18 protein-coding genes are annotated in these 20,379 nt (G+C 45.6%); 7 read left to right on the top strand and 11 right to left on the bottom strand.

Annotated elements, in window-relative coordinates:
• The first annotated feature begins 164 nt into the window (after nucleotides 1-164).
• Together WG89_RS07755 and WG89_RS07760 are read left to right on the top strand one after the other, a co-directional pair.
• Nucleotides 165-644, top strand: a complete 480-nt coding sequence (locus tag WG89_RS07755) for a hypothetical protein (RefSeq protein WP_153301476.1) — start codon at nucleotides 165-167, stop codon at nucleotides 642-644.
• 21 nt (nucleotides 645-665) lie between these two features.
• The gene (locus WG89_RS07760; RefSeq protein WP_062263786.1) at nucleotides 666-1,133 is read left to right on the top strand and encodes a helix-turn-helix domain-containing protein; all 468 of its coding nucleotides are present in this window, start codon (nucleotides 666-668) and stop codon (nucleotides 1,131-1,133) included.
• Here WG89_RS07760 and WG89_RS07765 read toward each other — a convergent pair.
• The 8 genes from WG89_RS07765 to WG89_RS07800 all read right to left on the bottom strand — a co-directional run bounded on the left by WG89_RS07765 (nucleotide 1,123) and on the right by WG89_RS07800 (nucleotide 9,873).
• Complete coding sequence (locus WG89_RS07765; protein ID WP_062263789.1) at nucleotides 1,123-2,097, bottom strand: IS30 family transposase; 975 nt, start codon at nucleotides 2,095-2,097, stop codon at nucleotides 1,123-1,125. The two genes, WG89_RS07760 and WG89_RS07765, sit on opposite strands and share 11 nt — an antisense overlap.
• Before the next feature lie 187 nt (nucleotides 2,098-2,284).
• Nucleotides 2,285-3,499, bottom strand: coding sequence for a tetratricopeptide repeat protein (locus tag WG89_RS07770; RefSeq protein ID WP_062263792.1), 1,215 nt, complete (start codon nucleotides 3,497-3,499; stop codon nucleotides 2,285-2,287).
• Nucleotides 3,492-4,169 carry an energy transducer TonB gene (locus WG89_RS07775; RefSeq protein WP_062263794.1) on the bottom strand — a complete coding sequence of 226 codons (678 nt, stop codon included), beginning with the start codon at nucleotides 4,167-4,169 and terminating at the stop codon, nucleotides 3,492-3,494. Before WG89_RS07775 ends, WG89_RS07770 begins: the two co-directional genes overlap by 8 nt.
• 1 nt (nucleotide 4,170) lies before the next feature.
• Complete coding sequence (locus tag WG89_RS07780; protein WP_062263798.1) at nucleotides 4,171-4,584, bottom strand: ExbD/TolR family protein; 414 nt, start codon at nucleotides 4,582-4,584, stop codon at nucleotides 4,171-4,173.
• Nucleotides 4,585-4,667: 83 nt separating this feature from the next.
• On the bottom strand, nucleotides 4,668-5,222 hold the full coding sequence (locus WG89_RS07785) for a MotA/TolQ/ExbB proton channel family protein (protein ID WP_062263801.1): 555 nt from the start codon (nucleotides 5,220-5,222) through the stop codon (nucleotides 4,668-4,670).
• A gap of 18 nt (nucleotides 5,223-5,240) precedes the next feature.
• Nucleotides 5,241-6,674, bottom strand: coding sequence for a MotA/TolQ/ExbB proton channel family protein (locus WG89_RS07790; protein ID WP_062263804.1), 1,434 nt, complete (start codon nucleotides 6,672-6,674; stop codon nucleotides 5,241-5,243).
• A complete protein-coding gene (locus WG89_RS07795) occupies nucleotides 6,671-7,453 on the bottom strand; it encodes a DUF3450 domain-containing protein (protein ID WP_079253716.1) in 783 nt (260 codons plus the stop codon). The genes WG89_RS07790 and WG89_RS07795 overlap by 4 nt, the downstream gene beginning before the upstream one ends.
• A gap of 278 nt (nucleotides 7,454-7,731) precedes the next feature.
• Nucleotides 7,732-9,873: a TonB-dependent receptor gene (locus WG89_RS07800; protein WP_062263810.1), complete on the bottom strand. Its 2,142-nt coding sequence runs from the start codon at nucleotides 9,871-9,873 to the stop codon at nucleotides 7,732-7,734.
• Between the two features lie 676 nt (nucleotides 9,874-10,549).
• Here WG89_RS07800 and WG89_RS07815 point away from each other — a divergent pair.
• From WG89_RS07815 to WG89_RS07825, 3 genes are all read left to right on the top strand, one after another.
• Complete coding sequence (locus tag WG89_RS07815; RefSeq protein WP_062263819.1) at nucleotides 10,550-11,629, top strand: 3-ketosteroid-9-alpha-monooxygenase, oxygenase component; 1,080 nt, start codon at nucleotides 10,550-10,552, stop codon at nucleotides 11,627-11,629.
• A 75-nt stretch (nucleotides 11,630-11,704) separates the two neighbouring features.
• Nucleotides 11,705-12,346 carry a PAQR family membrane homeostasis protein TrhA gene (gene trhA, locus WG89_RS07820; RefSeq protein WP_062263823.1) on the top strand — a complete coding sequence of 214 codons (642 nt, stop codon included), beginning with the start codon at nucleotides 11,705-11,707 and terminating at the stop codon, nucleotides 12,344-12,346.
• Nucleotides 12,347-12,454: 108 nt separating this feature from the next.
• Entirely contained in the window at nucleotides 12,455-13,336 is an 882-nt protein-coding gene (locus WG89_RS07825; protein ID WP_062263826.1) for an amidohydrolase family protein, read from the top strand.
• Nucleotides 13,337-13,386: 50 nt separating this feature from the next.
• Here the strand turns inward: WG89_RS07825 and WG89_RS07830 are convergent, their stop codons facing one another.
• Nucleotides 13,387-15,606: a hypothetical protein gene (locus tag WG89_RS07830; protein ID WP_062263829.1), complete on the bottom strand. Its 2,220-nt coding sequence runs from the start codon at nucleotides 15,604-15,606 to the stop codon at nucleotides 13,387-13,389.
• A 433-nt stretch (nucleotides 15,607-16,039) separates the two neighbouring features.
• Here WG89_RS07830 and rlmB point away from each other — a divergent pair, with 433 nt between their 5' ends.
• Nucleotides 16,040-16,777, top strand: a complete 738-nt coding sequence (rlmB, locus tag WG89_RS07835; protein ID WP_062263833.1) for a 23S rRNA (guanosine(2251)-2'-O)-methyltransferase RlmB — start codon at nucleotides 16,040-16,042, stop codon at nucleotides 16,775-16,777.
• 26 nt (nucleotides 16,778-16,803) lie between these two features.
• Here rlmB and WG89_RS07840 read toward each other — a convergent pair whose 3' ends face one another.
• A complete protein-coding gene (locus tag WG89_RS07840; RefSeq protein WP_062263838.1) occupies nucleotides 16,804-17,046 on the bottom strand; it encodes a DUF2789 family protein in 243 nt (80 codons plus the stop codon).
• A gap of 92 nt (nucleotides 17,047-17,138) precedes the next feature.
• On the opposite strand from WG89_RS07840, the gene WG89_RS07845 reads away from it, so the two are divergent.
• Nucleotides 17,139-18,089, top strand: coding sequence for a D-2-hydroxyacid dehydrogenase (locus WG89_RS07845; RefSeq protein ID WP_062263840.1), 951 nt, complete (start codon nucleotides 17,139-17,141; stop codon nucleotides 18,087-18,089).
• On the opposite strand, the gene WG89_RS07850 is transcribed toward WG89_RS07845, so the two are convergent.
• A complete protein-coding gene (locus WG89_RS07850) occupies nucleotides 17,995-20,379 on the bottom strand; it encodes a helix-loop-helix domain-containing protein (RefSeq protein ID WP_062263847.1) in 2,385 nt (794 codons plus the stop codon). The two genes, WG89_RS07845 and WG89_RS07850, sit on opposite strands and share 95 nt — an antisense overlap.

Genomic DNA, 20,379 nt, shown 5'->3' on the forward strand with positions numbered 1-20,379 from the left:
GAATTCTTTGGTCACTTTCTTTTCTTACACTATCAATAGCATCATACTGCAAAATAAAAGAAACCTAACAAAAGCATGGAATTCGTTCCGCCCTAAAGGGCTCCACCCGACGCGCCTTCGGCGCGCGGCTCATGCAGGCGTTATGCATTGAGAGAATTCGAGTTTTGTTCAAATTAAAGAAGAATACAGAGAATGAATTCACAGCAATTAAGCTGTACTCGATAGATAGTGACCAGAATTCAATAAAAAGAGATGCCACAATTGATTGTGTGTTACAAATTATGGAATTGCAATTTAATGGATATCCCGATGAATTCGATATTCATGGACCTTATGGCATTAAAAAAGGATCGAGTGTAAAGATCGAAAGCTTTAAGAAAAAGCTCTCTCAAAAGGGACATGAAAAATATTACGCATTAGACGGCTTATCACATGATGAATTTGGATTTCATATTTCTTATGCAAATAAATTCAAAGATCACACATACTCTGAATTAATCATCTGGTGGCGTTCTGATAAATATAAAGTAGATCAAGTCTCTATCATAAATAAATTGTCTCGGCCATTTTGCGTGAGTTCAGGATATGAAATTGAACTATTGATCTGGGCCAAAACTTCCCGACAAGAGTTTCTGTATAACTGACACCTCATATTTGAGGTGTACATGAGCAAAGTCGACGGCCGTAAAATTTCCCATGATGTTCGAGAATCTATTCGTTTAGAGGCTATACACCTATGGCTGGAGGGCGCCACTGTCAATCAGCTATCCGAAAAGTATTCTACTCACAGGTCATGCGTTTACGACTGGATTGATCGTTATGAACGAGGTGGCTTGGAAGCCCTGAAAACTCGACCTATCAACGGTCGGCCTTCCAAACTGAGCTTGCAACAGAGAGAAGAGCTCACACTGATTATTTCATCAAAGCTCCCCACTGACTTTGGGTTTTATAAGGCTATGTGGACTCGGGATATTGTAGCTTCTGTCATCAAGTCTGAGTTTGGAGTGTCTATGCACCCAGCAGCCGTCGGTAAAATGCTCAAACGGTTGGGCCTCAGTCCTCAGAGTCCTGTACGAAAAGCCTGGCAACAGGATCAAAAAAAGTCGATGACTGGTGCTGGATTCAAGCAATAAGTGCAATCGACACCCCGGAGTAGACTTCGAGAGGAGTCCGCCCTCCTAAAACCTTCCTCGGCATCGTATTGATCAAGAGTTCAGTTTCTCGAATACTTTCCTCTGAAAGATTCCCAAGAGCTATTTTCTTTGGCCAGGTTCGACGGATAATTCCATTGGTATTTTCGTTAGTTCCTCGCTGATAACTGGCATAAGGTTTGGCAAAAAATACATCAGCATTCATAGCTTTTGATACCTTCTCATGAGCCGCAAACTCGCCTCCGTTATCCAGTGTGATGATGCAAACGGTTGAGACTCGTTTCAGCAGATTAATCATCGTGTCTGCCACTGTTTCAGCTTGTTTGGTATCCGTTTTTCCAATGAGCGTATATCGGCTCTTTCGGTCAACCAGGGTCACCAGATGAGCGTCCTGCCCAAATACCGTATCGCCTTCCCAGTCGCCCAGTCGGGAGCGGAGTTCGACCACTTCAGGACGTTCGCTAATATCGACACGATTGGGGATCAAGAAGCGCCCGGCCTTGCGTTTACCGCCTTTGCAGCGCCTTTTTCCATAACGGGGTGGCTCTTTATACAATGTTCCTCCCTGAGTCTTGTTGGCACCTATACGCTTGTAAATAGTCATATGGCTGAGGGCGATCTCAGGCACCTCCACTTTCATCCGTGCGCTGATGTTTTCCGGCGACCAGCCGAGAGATAAACCTTTCTTGATGATCGGCATATGTCGTTCATTTGATTTGCTGAACTTTGTGGGGGACGCTCTACGCTGAGTAGTCAGGGCATGAGCGGTTTCGGCATAGTATCCGTCATTACTGGCATTACGGTGCAATTCGCGGGATAAAGTACTCTCAGTGATGCCAACCTTATCTGCGATTTCTTTTTGCAGAAGATCTGTCCCAAGAAGGGCTTCAATCTGGTATCGTTGCCCCAGAGTCAGTTGTTTGTATTGTCTGGTTTGTGTACTCATTCCTAACGTCCATTTCTGAGTGTGATCGCTACGAAATGTACCAGCAGCTGGCTCACATCCGAAATATCAGTCGATTGCACTTATTGTATTAATCCAGCTGAAACTCCCATTTGCTTTTTCTTTTATAAGTTGATCTGATCCTATCAAAAAGTTAGAAGCCTTTTAAAGTATCTTTACTTTATCGATTTCATCTCTCAGCTTCACTGCGATTTATCTCTATCTTTGTATAGTCCAACCACTGTTGAGCAGAGGTTCTGGTTTTCTTATGTTTTGAAGCGGTCTCAAGAGCAACCAGCGCATCCTGAAATTTTTTCTGATTAAACTGGGCCATCCCCAGCATTAACTGAGCGGTGGGCTGATCTTTGAGATTCTTCGTCAATGCTGACTTCAAAGCAGTCTCAGCTTCTGACCACTTTTGCGAGCGCAGATGCAGTTGGGCCATCAGTAAAGACGACTGACCCGTGTTATCCAGAGCTGCAGCTTTCTTAAGAGTTTGGAGGGCTTTGTCGTCTTCCCTTGCCTGCAGCCAGGCCTGAGCCAGCAGTCTGAGGTTATCCAGTGAAGACTCCATAAATCCGGCATTAAGTCCCTGGGACAAGACTTTGGCGGATTTGATGGGAAGGTCCTGCTGCAAAAGTATTGTTGCGAGTGCTTTTAAATGAGGTTCGCTGTCCAGCTGACCGGTTTCAAACAATCCTTCCAGTAAGACCAGTTGTTTTTTGGGTTTTTCCATCTGACTGTAGATGGCAGAGAGTGCCAGCATAGTGTCTTTTTTTGGAAAACGCGTCACCATTTCTTCCAGTACTTTGGCTACAGCAGGGAAGTCTTCCAGAATCTGGTAGTTAGCCCTGAGTAGCTGATACCAGCTTTCTTCCGGCTTTTGGGAGGAATGTATTGTCAGTTGGATAACTTTGGCAGACTCCTTGTGCTGCTTTAACTGATAGAGGCAGTGGGCCATCAGGATGCTCAGACCCGTGTCCTGTGTTTTTTGATCAGCAGTGACTGAGCGGGCTTGTTCAAGCGCATCCTTATATTGACCCATACTGAACCAGAGTTGGGCCAGTGTTCTTCGGGTACTGAGTTTCAGAGCATCCGGAAGATCTTCCTGTTTCAGTACCTGTTGGTAGGCATCCACTGCTTTGGTGTAGTTGTCTTCGAGATAAAAAGTATACCCGGTCAGGTTCCAGATCTGTGCTTTCTCATAGGATGACAGACGGCTATTGTCGGCCAGGAGTTTTTTTAGCTCAGTATGAGCCGCTTGATACTGGGTTTCGTTGACCTGGTCTCGGATACTTTCCAGCGATCGGTATACAGACTCGGACATAGCCGTAGCCTGGAGCTCCATAGAGGCAACCAGCGTAAAGCAGAGCAGTGCATTACGCAGAGTAGAAAGCTTAACCATTGTTACCTCCCTGTAATTGATAGGTGAAGCGGTTTTTGACGCCTTTTACTTCCTGGGCTTTACCATTCACGACTTTGGGCTGGTAGCGGAAACGTTTGGCTGCATTGATGGAAGGTTTCTGGAATAGCCAGCTGTCACAGAGAGACTCAAGCACTTTGACGTCCTTCACAAGGCCTTCACGAGTGACGGTATACTCCACCGTACAATAACCTTCTATGCCACGGTTGATAGCTCGCTCTGGATAGATTGGAGCCACTTTCACAATGGGCAGGTATGCACCTTCCTGCAGGTTGCCCAGATTAAAACCCAGACCATCCATATTAATGGCGGGATTAATGGAAGGCTGCGAAGTAGCGATTTTTTCCAATACTGGAGCATCGGTGTTTACCTGAGGCATGGCCGGTGGCGGTGGAGGCGCTTTGGGTGTTTCCGGCTTTGCAGGACGTTCTTTCTTTTTAACGGGTTCCTCTTTGGGTTTGACCCGGACAAAATCCAGAACATCCCCATAACGCTGGGCTTCGGCATTGCCTGATGGCAGATCGATCAGGGCCTTCATGCCCCAGCAAAGTGCCAGAGTGATCACAGCTCCGGGAAGGGCAACCGTCAGAAGCCGTCTGGCAAGCAGAGGCTCCCGAAAGTTTTGCTCAATATCTATGGCTTGTGGACTCACGTCATTCACCCTCTGCCGTAGCAATGGCGACATTACTGACTCCCACCGCTCTGGCAGAGTCCATAACGGCAATCAGCAACTCATTGCGTGAATCTTTGTCAGCCTGAATCACCACGGAACCTTTGGGGTTCTCGGCATGCAGACGTTCGATATTGGCTCGAAGGGCGTGCTGTTCAATCTTTCTGCCATCAATCCAGATGCTGTCATCATCGGTCAGGGCTACCAGAATGCTGGCATTCTCCTGTTGAACGGCGGTGGAAGCCTGTGGGCGATTGACGTCTATACCGGCTTCCTTGACGAAGCTGGCGGTGACGATGAAAAAGATCAGCAGAATAAACACCACGTCCAGCATGGGTGTGACATCAATATTCAGCTCCTCGTCACCCATGCCTTCCTGCCAGGAAAATTTCTTCATTATGCTTTCTCCTTAAACTGTACCGTGAAAAATATCTTGCGACTTTGTTATGGTTGAGCTCGGTGCAAAATATTTTTCTTCCGCTATGGGCATCCAGCCGGAAGGGAAGTGAGAGATTGCTGAGCCTGATTAAGCATGCGCTCATTCAGCAGTCGTTTTTCTTTCTGGGCGCTGCGCATCAGCCAGGTAATCACCAGAATTCCGGACAGGGCAGTGACCATGCCTGCCATGGTCGGCACAGTGGCTTTGGAGACGCCAGAGGCCATAGCCCGAGCGTTTCCTGTACCGGTGAAGGACATGACTTCAAAGACTTCCAGCATACCGGTCACGGTGCCCAGTAGGCCCAGTAGAGGGCATACGGCAATCAATGTCTTGATCAGGGCAAGATTACGCTCCAGCTTCAGGCTGACCAGAGACATCAATCTCTGCTTCAGTTTTTGGGTAAACCAGGGTTCATTGTGGTCCTGCGCATGCCAAAGTGTCAGAGCCTTGCTGACCATTTTCGGATGGTGGAATTTCAGGTAGTAGATTCTTTCCAGCACCAGTACCCAGAGAAGTCCTGTTACCAGGGCGATCACGGTCAGTACCGTGCCCCCCAGTTCCAGAAAGTCTCTGATCGAAATCAGTATCTGTTCCATTGCATTCTCCTGCCGTGTTTAAGCCATTGCTTCAGCAGGTTTGTTGACTGTTTGGCTACTCTTGGCTTTTGGCTCGGCAACGGTCTGCACCTTACCAGCCTGTTCAGCAATGATGCCCACCGCCTGTTCTTCCAGAATCTGGGACAGAACCTTGGCTTTGCTGGATACCAGAGAGTGAAGCAGCATGGTTGGGATAGCGACCGCAAGACCCAGAACAGTGGTGACCAGAGCCTGGGAGATACCACCAGCCATAAGACGGGGGTCGCCTGTACCAAACAGAGTCAGAGCCTGGAAGGTCACGATCATACCGGTGACGGTTCCCAGCAGTCCCAGCAGAGGAGAAATGACGGCGATGACTTTAAGTATCGTCAGTCGTTTCTGGATAGCAGGCACTTCTTTCATCAGAGCCTTGCCTATTTTCAGCTCCAGCGTTTCGGGGTCTGCAGAACGATTCTTTTCATAGCTTGCCAGAATTCTGCCCAGAGGGTTGTTACCTGCTGTGTCTGGCTGTTTGATCTGTTTTCGAATGCTGCTGCCTGTCAGACCGAGAGAAATTAACCGTTCCAGAGTCACCAGCAGAGCCAGGAAGCCGAGAGCCAGAATGACGTAGCCGACAATCCCACCCTGCTCAATTCTCTCTTTCAAGTTCGGAACGTTAACCAGCATGGAAAGGAGCTGTCCACGGGTAGGGTCCAGAGAAAATGTGGTTGGGGTTGTGCTATCTGCGTTGTTAATAAGAGTGTTCAAATCAGCAATAGCATTGAGATAACGACTTTGTGGCTGACGGGGCAGTTCTACCAGACGGCCAGTCTCTGCAATGTACTGAAGGTATTTTTCGCTGCTGACCACATTAAAAAGACCTACACGGGTGACATCTGTCAGTTGTGTTTCACCGGATGTATCAGTGACTTGAGCCTGAAAACGTACAACTTTTCCGGACTCTGTCATTTCCTGCTGAAGCTCGAACCAGAGTCGTTCAATATCCTGCAGGTCTGGCAGTCGTGTAGCTTTGCCCATTCTTTCGGAGAAGTTCTCAAGAAAAACATCCCGTTCGGGGTATTGAACCTGAGTAATAGAGGCGCTGAGCTGTGAGCGACTCTCATTGGCGGTCTGTTGAAGCACGCCAAACAGCTCTTTCATTGAACCCAGCTTTAACGACAATGCTTCATTTAATTCATCGAGTTGTTGGCTGTTCTTTTCGTACTGTTGCTCATAGTCTTTGCTGATACTGTCCAGCTGAGTTTTTTCCTGCTGGAGCGTTTTCAGCTGCTGTTGCTGTTCAGCTCTGTCCTTACGAAACTCGGCCAGACGGTTTTTATGCTGGGTTTGATCTTCAATGCTGCCTTTTTTGATGTGTTCCAGCAGTGCGTCAAGAGTGACGGGTTCGTTTGCTGAAAGAGCTGAAGGCAGAATAAGCGATGCGCCAAGGATAAGAGCCTTTAACGTTTTCACAGGGCTTCTCCTTTGGCATCAACATTGAATACGGGGATCGATAACAAATCCGGAGCAGCCAGCTTTCGCGCTATTTTCAGGCCCTGACTTAAATGTCTCTGGTAGTCAGATGCTTCCAGTGACTGCCATTCCCTGGTGGTAGAGTTCCAGGCTCCCATCTGATCGCCGGATGCTGTTTGATACAGTAATGCCACTCGACCAACCCTCAGAAAATCAACATCACGGGGAGAGCCTTTCAGCTCCAGTTGTCCGCGATAGGCTTCAATGGTCCGGCCGTATTTGTTTTCTTCCTGATAGGCTTCAAACACTTTACGAAGTTTTTCTGCTGTTGATACATCAGGGCGTCCCAGCAAGGTTTTTAATGAAGCGACACGTTGCTGGCGTTCTTCTGTTAAGAAGGGGGTATCCAGAGTGACAAAAGCATCCAGCGCTTGAATCATTCGTGTGATTAAAGGAATGATCTGTCGTTCAATTTCAGCAGCGTTTTCAATGGAGTTCTGGATATCGGCAATCTCTGCTGTTTGACTATCCAGCTGCTGTTTCAGTACTGAGTTGTAAGTTTTAATGCCTTCCGTCACTTTGGATAAGTGCAGGTAGTCTCTTTCCAGTGATGTGATCTGGTTATCAATAGCTTCTATTTGTTGTTGAGCTTTCTGGCCTGACTGGATGCGATCCTGACCAGTACGAGTGACTTCTTCAATAGTGGATGCCAAGGTCTTCCCTGAAACAGCGACAGCAAGGAGGAGTCCGACATGGCATAAACATTTATTTTTATTCATTGATACTGTTATGGGCTGGTTGAATACATGAATTCTGTCAGTTTTTTTTGACAGAAATATTTCGTTCAGGCAAGTCTGCCTCAAGACATGCCTCTATAATAGTGATCCCTTCAATATTATTAATTCCCGGAACCTGACCGAGATTTTAGACTGCTCAGCAGTTCATAACATTGAGCAACACAATGTTTACGAAAGCAGATAAGCCAAGTCAGGAACACTTAATTAGAAAAGGGCTGTGTTCCTGTTTGGGCTTCATATCAATTGTTAAAATCTTGTAGTCAGAATCTGTATACTGCTTCAATACCATAAGTTCGGGGGTCGCCGTAATAATTGACAGCTCCTGTCCCGTTATTGTTGCCACCAACAGTAATCCCGTTAATCCTGTATTCTTCATCTCCCAGATTCTTGCCCCAGACAGCTATTTCCAATGTCTGTTCTGGACCTATTTTTATCTCTTCAAGGGCTATACGTGCATTCCATAACCTGTAATCACCTGTTTTTGTTAACTCGGCTGCAACAGGATTTGGAGAAAGATAAATTGTATCTACCCAACTGTAATCAAGACGGCCTGTCAGGTTAGCAAAACCAAGATCCTGATGATAAGTCAGTCCTGCTGATATTTTATTCTCAGGCGCATAAGTAAATCTGTTGGTGTCTTTTAACTCATTACCATTCAAATCCTTATAGGAATCGTATTTTGAATCCAGGTAACCATAATTCAGGTTAAAGGTAAGCTGGTTAGTCAATACTGCCATGGCTTCCAGTTCAATACCTCGCATAGTTGCCCTGCCTGCGTTATCGACTAACGAATAGGCTCCCTGGAAGTTGGATATCTGAAGATCCTTGACATTATTTTGAAACAGGGCGGTATTCAGCTGTAAGCGGTCATTAAACCAACGCGATTTCAGACCTGCTTCAAATGCTGTTATTTTTTCTTCATCGTAAGATTGTTTGAATGCCTCTACACTTGGAGCTTCACCATTGAACCCCCCTGCTTTCCAGCCCTCGGAAACTTTGAAATAAACACTGGTGTCGTCGGAGAAGGCATACGTCAAAGCCACCGTAGGGGATATGTTGGACCAGTCATCCCTAGCCTGGAGTCTGGATATATTACCACCAAAATTACTTCCAGGGGTGTTATCCTGTCGCTGCAAAAAGGCTTCTTTCTCTTCTCTGGTCCAGCGAATCCCGCCTGTCAGTGTCCACTGGTCTGTCAGATAGTAATCTAACTGACCGAATAAAGCATGCGACTCACTTTTGACTCCATACCCATTCCTCACCACATTATTGTTTCCAAAAAGATGGAAAGGGTTTAAAGCATCAGAGTCTTCTTTAAAATAAAAGGCTCCCAAGACATAATCAAAACGATCACTTTTTCCTAACCACTGAAATTCCTGTGAAATCTGGTCTGATTCCACATCACGGACGGTATGGAAACCAATTACGTCTGTTCCATCATAGTCGCCAGCATCTTTGAATTTGGTGGAGCGATAGGCTGAAATGGATTTCAAGGTAATAATGTCAGAAAGTTGATAGGTGAGATGTAACGCATGCCCAAAAGTGTCAGAAGTATCTTCAATACCGCCATCATTAGCGCCTTCTCTTCTTCTTTCAACACGGCTGCCAGGTAAGTCCAGCTGAGCAAAAGAGGGTGTATTGTCTTTTTTACTTTGATCAAAAATATAAAAGGCTTCCAGCTGGTCAGTAATATCAAAAGAACCAGTCAGTCTTACTGCAGTAGTATCCAGCTTTTTAAATTCATCTGCTGCTTCTGACGCTCTTGACGTATTGTCATAGAAGCCATCACGCTGTCTGACACTCAGAGCTATATTGAATGCTGCTCGTTCAGCCAATCTGCCGGTATCAAGACTGAAAAAGCCCTCTTTGTAATCATAATTCCCGCTTGATAACTTCAAGGTGCCACCAAACTCTTCAGAGGGCTTGCGTGTAATCAGATTAATGGCTCCACCCAAAGTGTTCTTTCCATAAAGGGTTCCTTGTGGGCCACGAAGGATTTCAACACGTTCCAACTCAGCAACATCAAATAAACCACCAACATTCTTGGCTACAAAAACACCATCAACATAGATACCTACCGAAGGCTCCCAGGTCACTGCAGGATTACCTGTAACCAACCCTCGTATACTAATAGTTGCTCCTGTATTGCCTCCAGGGGAGGGGGCTATTTCTACATTCGGCAGATATTGACTTATATCAGAAATGTCCTCAATACCTTGCTCTTCAATAGCTGAAACGTTAAAAGCGGATATGGCAATTGGTGTGTCTTGCAGATTTTGTTCTCGTTTTTGAGCAGTGACAATGACTTCTTCCAAAGCCCTTGTTTCAGCATAAAGCTGTCCTCCATACAAGGCAATGGAAAGTGCTAGAGCGAGTGGAGATCTGAACAGGGTGGTTGGCATTTGCTTTACTCTCAACTTTTTTATGATTTTTAAATAACAGTCATCTGTAAATTTTCAGAAAGAGTTAGTTTGAAAAAGTACAGCGGATTTACCTGATCTGTCGCACTTATTACTTTAATTACTTGAAAGGCTCTGTTCACAATAGATGTTGGCGTACTCTCGAAAGCCAGTAATGGCGAGGGGAGCTGTATTTTTGTGAATGCAACGAATTGCAAGGCTCTCCGCGACATTCCGTATGCTGCCAACATTTAGTTTGAACAGAGCCTACTTGAAATATGTAAGTCCTGACTGTCTCCTAAGCACTTTGATTTTGAGCCTATCACTACAACTTTAATTAACCACTAGTCTTTTTGGATTAGTTGGAGATTGTTTTGTCAACTGCTTTCCATTGAATAACTTTGAGTGTCGACACACTCTTTTTTTTTTAAGTAGTTATGTTCAGAATGATACATGTTAAACATTGAAACGCTGACTTTATTCAAAATAGATGTTGGCGATTTTGATAAACCATATGAAGGCTCATTACAGCTTCTTCCAAAAACACGACTTACCATGGTATCAATGGCTTTAAAGGGTGCAACAACGAACATCTATTGTATGTACTGTGAACAGAGCCGAAACGTTTATTGACAAGAGCTGATCCAAACTTTCTGATAGGACGAAGGAGCACCTTAAAATGGAGCAGACAAGCAGAGCAGATATTGAGCCCTATGAAATTAAAGGGGAACTTCCTGATCGTTTTCCGCGAGGTTGGTTTTGTATCGGTGCAGATTATGAATTTACTTCTACTCCCAGAAAACTAGACTATTTTGGTACATCAATAGTGGCATACAGGGGGGCTGACAGTGGAAAAGTGCACATTCTGGACGCTTATTGTCCCCATATGGGAGCTAACCTGGCAAGTGAAGGAAGCTTGATTGTTGGTGATTCAGTCGTTTGCCCATTTCATGCCTGGCACTGGGGGGGGGATGGTTATTGTAAGCATATCCCATACGCTAAAAAAATTCCTGTCAAGGCTCGTATAAAATCTTGGCAAGTGATGGAGGAAAATCAACTGGTTTTTCTCTGGTTTGATCCTGATGGTGGAGGCTCTATTCCTGAGCAGGCAATTCCTAGAGATGAAGAAGTTTTTGAAGAGCACTGGACTCCCTGGGTTATTCGTCGAACCATAGTCAAAAGCAATAGCAGAGAAGTTATTGATAATATGGCGGATAAAGCACATTTTATTCAGGTTCATGGCAGTTCAGAAATCAATCACTTCACTAATATCAGTGAAGGACATAAATATACGCAACTCATGAAGGGGTGGGGTCAGTCAGGTGTTGTAGATTCTGAAGCCACCTATCATGGGCCAAGTTATATGTTGCATCGTATGACTATAACTCCTGATGAAGAGCCTGATGTAAGATCATTGTCACTGGTGATGAATGTGCCGACCAGCTTGAACAGCTTTGAGTTTCTGGCAGGTTTTAAATACCTTATTCCACCCGGTATGCAAGGTAATATAGTGGCACAAATTGAATACTGTAACGAGATGATTGATCAGAACGTACAGGGTGTATTCGCTGATCTGGCTATCTGGAAGGATAAGGTCACGATTGACAACCCGGTTCTTTGTGATGGAGATGGCCCGGTACACCAATTAAGGCGGTGGTATAATCAATTCCTGGTGGCTGTTAATGAAGTTCCAGAGGCTTTAAAAGAGCGTAAAGTTTATGAAAATCATGATGTTATTAAGGCTGGCCCTTTATTTTAAAGTGAGTCAAGTCAAAATCCATTTCTGTAACGTCAATATTGGGGCTATTTAGTACAGTAAGTAGGAAGACGTTTAATGTCCAGAAGCTACAGCCTGGCAGAAGAAATTGCGAACAGTATCACCCACGGCCTGGGAGCTTTGCTCAGTGTGGCAGGTTTAACTCTGTTGGTGGTGTTTGCAGTCCAACAGCAGGATGTCTGGCGTATTGTCAGTTTTAGTATCTATGGAGCAACACTGATACTGTTGTTTCTCTCTTCAACGTTGTACCACAGTTTTCAGCACGCAAAGACCAAGAAGGTTTTCAAGCTGTTGGATCATTGTTCCATTTATCTTCTAATCGCGGGTACCTACACACCGTTCCTGCTGGTCAGTATGAGGGGGACAGTAGGCTGGACCATGTTTGCCATTATCTGGCTGCTGGCGTTTTCAGGAATAGCCTTTAAAGTCTGGTTTGGTCCACGGTTTAAAAAGCTCTCAGTATCCACTTATATCCTGATGGGATGGCTGGTTCTATTTGCCTCAAAAGAGCTGGCCAGCAAGATCTCTCTGGAAGGTATTTACTGGCTGGTGGCCGGTGGGCTCTCCTACACCCTGGGAGCCGTTTTCTATCTCTGGAAAAAACTGCCTTTTAACCATGCTATCTGGCATGTGTTCGTTCTGGGTGGTAGCGTTTGCCACTTCTTTGCGGTGCTTTTGCACGTCCTCCCTGCCAAATAATTTGCATTCAGGCTATCGATTTAAGTCGGTAGCCTGAATAGAAGTTGTCGATTCCTGTCCTGCTCTGCACAATAGAACCCAATAAAATAACAATAAGGGACTATTCCCATGCCAATGCCTAATGACATAAAGATCATTGACCTCATGCTCAGTGTACCCGGTGAAGACAACAGTCAGTGGTACGAATATATGAAGCCGATGCTGCTGGATGCCGAGAGCCGTGAGATGTTCAAAATGCCTGCCCAGTATATGTTCACGGATATTCCGGAGGCCGGTAAAAAGGAAGATTACATTGCCTACACTCTTGAGCAGATGGACAAACACAACATTGATAAAGCCTTGATGGGGTTTGATGAAGATAATGACACCGCTATGAAAGCCTTAAAGCGTTTTCCTGACCGCTTTATGGCTTCTTATGAAGCCAACCCCAATAATGCCATGGATGAAGTGCGCAAGATCGAGAGGCTGTATCACGAATACGGGATTAAGGCGGTGACAGGCTTTCCATCCGGTTTGTGTCCCCAGGTGCCGATCAACGATAAGAAGTGGTATCCGATCTATGCCAAATTGGTGGAACTGGATCTGCCTTTTTGTGTCTGTGTCGGTGTGCCCGGCCCGCGTTTGCCCATGGCGCCACAGAAAGTGGAATTGCTGGATGAAGTCTGCTGGTTCTTCCCGGAGCTGAAAGTAGTCATGAGGCATGGTGGTGAACCCTGGGACGATCTGGCCTGGAAGCTGATGCTGAAATACCCCAACCTTTATTATTCAACCAGTGCCTTTGCGCCGAAATATTATCCGGAATCGATCATAGAGTTTGTCAACACCCGGGGTGCCAATCAGGTCATGTATGCAGGTTATTTCCCCATGGGCATCTCTCTGGATCGTATTTTCAGAGAGTTGCCCGAAGTGCCTTTCAAAGATGAAGTCTGGCCCAAGTTTCTTCGTGAAAATGCCAGGCGGGTTTTTAAAATCAATGAAGATATAACCTGAGGGTTTTAAAAATACCCCGCATCGGATGTGCAGGGTAAGCTTTCGGACATTCAAAATGTTGGTTTATAGGGTAAAGAAGTCCACCTTGGAACGGCTAATGCGGAGGTTCCACTATCGCTAATCATAGGTACTCCTATGTTTTGGTAGGCAATATTGGGACTTCTTCTTCCTCCCAGATATTCACTGGTATTCTTCCCTTTGCAAGGGATTACACTTTCTTTCCCATGTTCTCGAACCGCTAAATAGTGAGAGCGTTTAGAGGGAGAATACAACATTGCTATGCGAATACCGCTCGTATGGGTTACGCAGCCAACGTCGAATGCATCTTCAGGTTTAGGACATAAATCTTGGCTTCTGACTTTTCCTTTCATTCCGGCTTTGTCAGGGAATAAGGATTCCAAAACCTTCATTGTGGCTTCGGAAAATATTTCTACCAGAAAGCGAGAGCGCGTTGAATTATCAAAGGCATGGATCTTTGTGTAGTCTGCATAGGAAACCATGGGGAACCCTATCCATTCATCGTATAGACTTTGTGCAATTAATCCAAAGGGCTCCTCAGGCAATTTAACGGGTGTTGCCATATCTTTGAAATAACTGAAGGGGTAACTTTTGTTTCCAAGAAAACTTTGTAGTGTCCGCAAATGCTTTCTTATGCACTCTCTCTGGGTGTCGCTAAAGCGTCCAGCTTTATTTTCAAACGCGGCTTTCAGTTGTGTAAGAGACCAGCTTCTAGCCTCTTCAGGAGAAACATCGGCTGGAGAATCAAATCGCCTCATAACAGGTTGCTCAAGAAGTTCCACTAAGGTGCAATGTATATTGGCAGGCTTTCCGGGCTTTTCGTTATTAATGGCCATTACTTCGGGAGGGCGTGTTCCCGGTGGCACGACTTCATCCTGAATAGCACGTACATCAACAAGATGCCCCGTTTTACTGATGACTTTATCTTTAGAAAGTGGTTTTTTGGCAATGTCTCTTGTTTTCTCAACAACTTTCGCATTGGCTGCATCAGCCATAAGCACCATTTTTTTGGTAGCTGCTGCCATTTTTTCTTGATCTCCCTGAGCATCGGCAACTTCCTGCTTCCTTTGTTCAATTATTTTGAATTTCGTCTTTGTTTTCGTCATCTCCTTTGTTTTTACAGGTTTAACCAGCATTAATGGAGCAGGGCGCAACGTTTCTGAAGTGGGTGGTAGAGAACTATCTTTATGTTGTTCTTGTTCATCTCTTTCTTTGATGTTGTCTAAAGAAGGGGATAAAGTTGTGGCAGTGTTTCCTGGTGCAGGAAAACTTTTCCTTTGTTTTAAATTTTCTTCCTCGAGTTTTTTTGTCAAAAGCTTTTGCCATTGGTCAAGACTATCAAGCTCCGACTGTTTTTTTCGCTCTTCAAATTCCTGCTTGCTTCTTTCGATCTCACCTATTGAGGCCATGGCTTTTCTATATTCTTCATCATCCTTTGCCTTTTTTTCACTTTCTTCTTTTGATTTTTTTGCTTCTTCTTCTGGTCTCATTGGAGCACGGTCGGAACTGGATAACGCTTCTTCACCTTCCCCTTCATCTGAAGAGTCTCCAGGCTGGGAAGGATCTGCCACTTCAGCGACTATGTGATTAATATCCAGCTGGTATTCTTCAAACGCCATTAAGTCTTGTATGGCCTGAACCTGATTTTTTTGTTCCTCTGTTGAACATGTGGTTATGACTCTGTCTTTTTCAGCGTGACGGTAGGTTTGTCTAATACAGTGTTTTCTAACTTCCGTTGTCAGAAAATCCATTTTGTCTGCCAGCATATTTAAAGCTTTTTTAATAAGGCTTCTGGCATATTCAGATTTTGGAAGTGCTTTGGCTACTCTCCTGAATTCTTCCATGCAGATTGTGAAATGCTTTGCCGCTTTATCTTGATTAGGTGACACAAAAGCATGTGTCAGGTGGTTTACGAAGCCCGCAACATCTTGTTCCAGAGATAAGCGTTCACACTCTTTTGTTTCAGCGTCCTGTATCCTTTGAGAGAGAATAACAGGGTCTAATCCAAACGCTTTGGAGATAGAAACTCTTTCCGGAGAAAAGTCTCCCAGTTCATCACCCAGAGAAAATTCACCCAGATCATCCCGTAGTTGATCGAAATCCTTGTCCAGATTCTTAGGGTCAATGCTATCGGGAATCTCATAATCTTTGAGTGGATGAGGCTGAACCAATTTTTGGCGCATGTTCATCCATTCCACTTTGCGTTCGGAGCATTTTGGGTGCTGGCTCCATGTGTCGTGGCTTACAGCCATAGATCTTCTCGCAGTATGCTTAGTGCTAGTTTTTCCTTTCTGTGGGGCAGACTGTGAATGTGTGTGCGGTTTCTGAGCGACCTGTGAAAGCATGGAAAAATCTCCTCTATGATGCGTATTTGATCCTATTGGACAACAACTTTGCAGGAGAGTTTTTCTGTTGTTAGAAATACTGTCGCAGTTGTTAGAAATATCATGAAAAGAACTTCCAACCGAGATACCGGTGTCGGTGCAATCCAGACGGAAGGAGTAGTCTCTCACCCCGCATAAATCAGGATGAGAGAAGTCTAAACGGGCGAGTGTGTAGGGGGTGGTTGTTTTATGTACACAGACGATTCAAGATTGGGTCAATGGATCAAAATTCCACTAGAGCCTTTGGCTCTGCTAATATGCAGAACAATCCTAATTCCATATCTGTATACGAATTCCCGCAATGAGTGATGATGTTGTTTTTGGCCTGCATGCCGTGCAGAGCCTGTTTGAGCATTCTCCGGAAAAAGTTCTGGAACTGCTGATCCAGAAAGGCCGTACTGACAAGCGTATTAATGCGCTGGTGGACGAAGCCCGCAGCCAGGGAGTAACGGTGCGTTTTGTTGAGCGTGGCCGACTGGACTCAAAAGTTGAGGGTGTGCACCAGGGAATTGTTGCCCGTGTTGCCCAGGCAAAAGTGTATCGGGAAGGTGATCTGGAAGATCTTCTGAACAACCTCGATGAACCTCCTTTTCTGTTGATACTGGATGGCGTGACCGACCCTCACAACCTGGGTGCCTGCCTGAGAACAGCTGATGCCGCTGGCGTACATGCCCTGATTACTCCCAAGGACAAGTCAGCCAGCCTGAATGCCACTGCCAGAAAGGTAGCTTGTGGTGCTACAGAAAATGTTCCGCTGGTGCAGGTCACCAACCTTTCCAGAACGATGGAGTGGCTGAAAGATCGTGGCGTCTGGATGATTGGTACGGCAGGAGAAAGCTCGTCTGATATCTACAAAACAGATCTAAAGGGGCCGTTGGCTCTGGTCATGGGTGCTGAAGGTAAAGGCATGAGAAGACTGACCCGGGACAAATGCGATTCACTGATATTTATTCCCATGGCCGGATCAGTCAGCAGTTTGAATGTTTCAGTAGCGACAGGTGTATGTCTGTTTGAGGCCGTAAGGCAGAGAAAGAGTTGATTGAAGCGTGACAGGGTCTGACGTTCTCAAGAAGGTTTTTCCCTGAGCAGAGCGTCCAGATGTTCGATAACTACCACCCAGTCGGCATCTTCATGATAAGCCTGTTGAATAAATGCCTGCTGGCTGTCCGAAAAAAAGTCGGCATGCTGGATTTTGGTCTGGTGGGGTATTCGTTGGTGTTTGGCGATAAACAGGTCAATTTCTTTATCACTGCTGGGTAATCCCAGCTGATCAAACAGGTCGTTCATGGTGTGATGAGCAGGTTCCATGGATACCTCCTGACAGAATCTGTTCTCGTACCGTCAGAATAGCAGGCTACTGTCTTCAGCAAAGATAAAATGCAGATTCCAAAGGTAAAAATGTGAGTACGACTAAGAACGCCGTTTTATTGGATCAAGGGACTCTGGGTGCAGGCGTTTCGCTGGAAGCCTTTCATCACCTTTCTGTCCCGCTGGAAACTTATGAGCAGAGTGGTTCAGAAGATGTGGTTGACCGTTGTCGTGATGCAGTAGCCATTTTTACGAATAAAGTGGTCATTGATGAGGCGGCACTTTCTTCTTTACCCAATCTCCGATACATCGGTGTGCTGGCAACGGGAACGAATAACATTGATCTTGCTGCCTGTGATATTCACGGTATCAGGGTTCAGAATGTTGAGCGATACAGTACCGCATCAGTAGCCCAGCATGCCATGGCGCTAATTCTTTCTCTGGCAGGGTATCTGCCAGCTTATTCCCGTGACGCAGCAAATGGAACCTGGGCCGCCAGCGATATGTTTTGTCTGTTGGATCATCCAATCATTGAACTGGAAGGCAAAACCCTGCTGATTGTAGGTTATGGCGACTTGGGTAAGGCCACGGCAAGGCTGGCAGAAGCTTTTGGCATGAAGATTATGAAGGCCAGGGTTCCAGGTTCTGGTTCAGGGGCTGAAGATCGCATTGAACTTGATGAAGGTCTAAAAGAGGCCGATGTCGTTAGTCTGCACTGCCCTTTGATCGAAAGCACTTGCAACCTGATTGATCAGAGAAGGCTTTCGCTAATGAAAGACTCTGCCATTCTGATTAACACCTCAAGAGGAGGGCTGGTTGATGAAATGGCTTTGTTAACGGCTCTGGAGTCTGGCCAGCTGGGAGCAGCCGGGTTTGATGTTTTGACGGAAGAACCTCCCGTCAATGGTAACCCTTTGCTGCAGCAGAAGTCTTTGCCGAACCTGATCGTTACACCTCACTGTGCGTGGGGGAGTCTGGAGTCGAGACAACGTCTTGTGAATCTGGCCGCCCAACACTTTGAACAGTTTCTTGAGGGGGTATAATTGAACTGGTAACAGCTTCCATATCTACAGCGCTGCCGACTCTCGAAAGGGAGAAATCTTCAGAGCTTGTACTCACAGGTGTAAGAGGTTCTTGAAATGGATTCATCTCTTGGACTTTGGTAGCGGCATCTGTGAGAATGGCAAGTTGTGAACGCTTTTTCTTTGATTGAGGCTTGGGTAGTAGTGATCCAAGCTTATTAAGCTTATGTGCAATTTCTGAGCGGCGTTTCTGTTCATTCTGAAGGTGACCCTGATATTTCTGATCCTTTGTTTGCTTTTTGAGTCTTCTAAAGTGTTCCTGATGTCTTTTAACGGGAGAGGGTAAATGGCGTTCCTGGATATGGGATATAGTGGCATTCAATATATCCACTTTATACTTTAAGTGATGGAACTTGCTGGGTAATGCTGATAAGAGCTGTTGATAGGCTTGATGCATTTTATCTCTTGATTGCTTTTCACGAATTTTATGTAGGAATTTATTGGTAACTATTAAAGTTTCTTGCCTTCTTGGCGTTCTATCATTTGAAGTAACGGATGCTGTTGAGCTGCTTAGTTGAAGTGTCTCTTGATCCAGAGTTGCTGGTGGTTTTTTCTTGGTCGAGGGAGGGCAATAATCCGGTGACAAGGAATAACTGTGCTCCTCTCTGACTCTCTTCAGTTCACTGCTCAGGTTCGACTCTGAAGGGCTGATAGTCGGCTCTTCAGGTGTACGATCATGGCTACGTTCTCTGGGCGGTGAAGGTTCCGACAAAGAGGGGGTCTCTGTTGTTGATACAGTGCTATCGGAATTAGAGAGAAAGTGGTCTCGCCATAGCATCAGCATCTTATAACGCTTGCCGGTACTGACCAGGCAGCAGTCCACTTTTGCTGCTCCAGTACCCGTATAGTTAGGGACTCCCTTGTGGCTGTGATATTCACGGTACTGTCTAAGGGTCATCGCTGGTGTTAATTGAACACCGTCCTGCATTTTTTCGCGGTGAACGACTACGTCCATCAAGTTTTTGCCAACATGTGGGCTTATAGCATCATCAGGCACAACTCTGTCCAAGTCTTTACTCGAGCCCTGGTAGAGCTTTAGAAGGACTGCTGGATAATCCACCAGATCAATCATCAAGTGGTTTGTCGTTGTTCTTTTTCTTTCGTGAGTATCAGGCAAGGGCTTGTCAGGCGCGGCCTGTTTAAGAAGCCATGGGTCCAGCTTATTCTCGGGTTTGGCCAGGGCGTTCAGGGTTTTTTCAGTAAAGACACCACAGGAAGAAAAATCTTTTTGACTTTCAAATGCCGGGGACAGTATCACCCTGTTCATGGTCGGAAAGGCTCTTTCAAGGGCTTTTGTTACTTCTTTATAAATCCCTTCAGAATGTTTGTTACCACCGTCCAGGGTTTCATGGAGATAGCAGACAAGATGATCGCCTTTTCGAATGATTCGGGCGGCAATCATATGGGCAGCGAAAGAGTGTTGGACAATAAAGCTGACGGCTCCATCTTCCTGCAGGGTTTTCATCCAGGGAATCATTTCTTCCGATGTTCTGAAGACTTCAGGCCTTGTTCCATGCTTGAGCTCAAATAAATCTTGAACAACATCTGACGTTGGGTAGAGTTCGCCTTCAGTAACCGGGTGAGGGAGAGGTTTCCCAGTGGTATCAAAGACTCTGGGAATATCAAAGACGAGGGGGTTACTCTGAATAAACTGATCTTTCACTGCGCCAAATTCGGCACCCTTTCTCCAGACTGGCTTGCCATTCTGTCCGGTTGTTCTTTCAAGGATAAGGCCTTTCCAGGATTCCAGATTAAGGTGAGTCCTCTCTTCATGATTTTGGATCACCAGTGTTTTTTTTTCTTCCGAGTTAAAGACAGAAATGAGGGTGTTTTCCTCGAAACGATCCGCTTTCGGCAGTTTCAAATCGGTGGAATGGCCATATTTCCAGTTATAGCCCAGTGATTTAGGCTTGTCGGGCGTGGCAGGCATATCCTTGGATGATTCGGCTTTTCTCCGATAGGACAGCGCCATGGAGTGAGCAAGGTCATCGGGACTTCGTTTGTCGAAAGACTCTCTGGCGTTGGTGATCCGGTAGATATCCCAGTTATCTGTGTCCCTTTTCAATCGGTCACACAGAGGTGTTCCCAGAAAATGCTGCCGATCTGGCTCCAGAAGTTTAAAGATTTTGACGGGGAGAGTATCTAGAAAATGGAATCCGAAACTTTTTCTGACATGCGAGTAAACCTCACGTTCGTCAAACGCTTCTGATGATACTGGTCCTGAGGGCTTGGTAACTGCATGCAGATCCAT

The sequence above is a fragment of the Endozoicomonas arenosclerae genome (assembly GCF_001562015.1).
In the GTDB taxonomy this organism is placed as follows: Bacteria; Pseudomonadota; Gammaproteobacteria; order Pseudomonadales; family Endozoicomonadaceae; genus Endozoicomonas_A; species Endozoicomonas_A arenosclerae.